We start from the raw sequence: 3,066 nt of genomic DNA on the forward strand, positions 1-3,066 counted from the left end.
GGGGACGGAAATTCGGCAACGTGCTCTCTGACCGCGTCCGCCAGCGCGCTCTCGATCGCGGGCGGACAACATTGGCTCTGGTGCGCTGTCAATCACAATGGCTTCGTTCTCGACGTCTTAATTCACCCGATACTTCTTCTCGATATAAGCTCAAGCACATCTCAATCTGGAAAGTGTGACGAACTGCGCCAAAGCATCCGCCCGCTCAGCGCTCAGCACCGCCGTCGAATCGACCTTGTCTTTTCGACCGCAGCAACTGATTAGGGATCTTTGGCCTCCACAAAGACCACTATTGCTATTTCTTGACGAGCAACGGGTGTGCCAACGAAGATTGCGCAGTGAATGCTCAATGGCGATAGAAAAGGTGTGCCTCGCTGGTGCGGGCTTCGATCGCGTCGGCCTTGCGGCAACGGCGCCGACTGAAACAGTGTCGATGACGGCGCCAAAGGGATTTCATCCATGTCTGAGCTGCAGCGAAAGAGTCGCTTGCACGGGTCGATGATTGCGGAGAGGATAAGGTCAACATGACGCCGCCGCGGCCAGGCCTGAGTGCAAGGACCACAACCTGAGTAAGTCGCAAAGCAGACAAAGCCAACACAAACACGGTACGAACTGTCGACTATTGCCTGGCACGAAGAATGCAGACCCTCGACGTGCCGAGGGCACCCTCCCTCAGGCATGGCTACCATCGCAAGTTGAGGCCGTGGCTGGCCAGTGAAGTTAGTGGCGCGTGACATAAGCCAAGGACGGCGTCTGCTCGGCCGATACCGACGGGCGTCTTGTCACGTCGCTGCTAACTTTCAATGCTGCGTAACAGCGTGTTTGTGATCCGCGTAGGATTAGTGCCTCACAGAGAGAACAGATGGATCCGGGCGGCAGGTGAAAATGGCAAGAAAACGCGTGCTGTGGTTCTGTCTCGGCCTCTTGCTGGTCTGTGTGGCTGACTCGGCCCTCAGAAGCAACGGTGTTCGCGCCAACGACAATCCCCTCATCCATAAAGTCAAATCGATCTGGCGAGCGCAGAACGGACAGACCGTCGAACGCATTATCTCGAAGCTCTCGAAAGTAGCGCACTTGGTCCCCCAAACCTGGGGCATTGCTGGAGGAGGATGCTTGACACCTTGCTGGCTCGAAAAAGCAGGTGGATCGAAGTCGGGAGGTCTTGGAGAGAACTGGCCGATGCCAACCTTACTCCCAGTGCTCTCAGGGATAGGAACTTCTCGCAGATCGCAGTGGGAGCAAACCCCGGTTGATAATTGCTGTGGGACGACCGAGCGATTTCGGCAATGCGCGGGCGAGGGAGCGAGATGTCCAATGAGGACAGGCGTACTATGACGCGCCGCTTTCGGAGCCGGCCGAGCGGCAGCGTAGAAGAGGTCCGCTAAAATGTAGCAAATCGCCGCACAAGGAGCCGATCGGAATCATGATGCCAGCGTGAGCATGGCGGAGATTTGCAACTTGATTGATATCAAACCACGGAGCGATTTAGCAATGAGTCCAGACCAGAGCGAGACACCACGAAAATCCGGCAAGGGCAACCCGAACGCGGATCGGCAGAGCGACGAAACTGCACAGCAGAGGCGGAAATCGGGTCAACAAGAGGGCCCGCCGCCAGATCAATTGCAGCACACGCCGAAGGAGATCGGCGCGCAGTTCGCGTCAACTGACACCGCTTCGACTGACACCTCTTCGAACGGCCGGATCGTATCAGCGGAAACAACGCCGGTCAGCTATCAAGAAATCGCAAAAACCTATGCTGACTATGTCAAAAAATCCTTCGAACACACCAAGTCGTTTTTCGAGAAGTTGGCGGGCGCGCGATCGTTTTACGAAGCTCTTGAGCTTCAAACCGATTTCCTGAAACAGACTCATGAAACTCTCATTGCTGGCTCTCAGAAGATCCATAGGCTCCACGGGGAATTGGCCAAGCAGACGATAATGCGTTTGCAGGGGTTAGGGCCCAAGACAAACCTGCCACGCTCTACAGACGTGCGAACGGGACAGTAATCCTGCGAAACAGCGAGTAACGCAAATCGCGGTTCCGACGATCGTGGCCGGCTTGCGCTGGAAGTCGTACCTTCGAGGCGGATGATCCTGGAAGGACCGGGAGTTTCCGCCAAGCTCAGCGCGCCTCTGCGTTCCGGAGGAAGGCGTTGGAGAGGTGTCATTCGCTTTGCGGCCGCAAGCAGCCTCCTGTCATCGAGAAACCGATGGAAACCCGTTTCGAGCTGGACGTCGTCGTGCGTCAATTGCGCGAACGAGCCAATGAGGTCTCTGCTCAGTTACTATTCGACATCGCTACGTGCTGCAGATAAAGCCGCGGTTTGGTCCTAAAGTCGAGGATTACCTCAAAGTCAGAGGCAGTCCGGCATCCAAATGCTGCAGATATCCAGGGTTCGCTTTGGAATTCGCCAAAGTTGCTGAAGCCCAGCTTCGCTAGGGCGGCGTTGTCGTCCGGGCCATGCACCTATGCAAGCCAGTAGTTGTTGGGACTCGGATTGCCGTGTCAGGCTGTCGAACGCAGCGGGCCGAATTGTGCAGGTTGATCGTGTCCCCGGAGTGCACGCTCCGTCCTCGCGTCTGGAGCTGTGTAGTGCGCGGCGACCTACCGTACCTAGGCTGCGTGATTTTCATGGGCCTGGTCTTCATCGGCATCATAGTAGTCGCAATACTTATGCAATGAGGTGAAGACAACGCCTACTTCACGTTCCCGGAGCGTAGCAAGATGGACGGTTAGTTAGTGACTGCTGCTGTCTTCAAGGAAGATGGCGACGACGAAGAATTCAGACACGTAGTATACGCGGTTGCCGTCGCTGACCCGGCGGAAGCGGTGAGGATGACGATAGCCGACTGCGGCGCAAGGGCCGGAATGCTTAACTGTCCGCTTCAAAAAGAGCAGTTACAAAAGCTCGGTTTGGAGCCCGGCGAACTGATCGCGATACACGATGGCAATCATCCAATCCCCGCGCCCTCTCGGCGTCATTAGCCACGTCTGGTTTCGTTCAAACGGCGTCGGGTTGACTGCGTGCATGTCTGAAAGTCGCACGAGAAGTGCACCGGGATTGC

1 protein-coding gene and 1 pseudogene are annotated in these 3,066 nt (G+C 56.4%); both read left to right on the forward strand.

Annotated features, from left to right (window positions below; genetic code table 11):
• A pseudogene (locus ALC15_RS48130) lies at positions 1-264 on the forward strand (hypothetical protein); the annotation flags it as partial.
• A gap of 1,194 nt (positions 265-1,458) precedes the next feature.
• Positions 1,459-2,007, forward strand: a complete 549-nt coding sequence (locus ALC15_RS42950; protein WP_157861000.1) for a phasin family protein — start codon at positions 1,459-1,461, stop codon at positions 2,005-2,007.
• Positions 2,008-3,066 lie beyond the last annotated feature (1,059 nt).

Source organism: Bradyrhizobium viridifuturi, assembly GCF_001238275.1.
GTDB classification, from domain to species: Bacteria; Pseudomonadota; Alphaproteobacteria; order Rhizobiales; family Xanthobacteraceae; genus Bradyrhizobium; species Bradyrhizobium viridifuturi.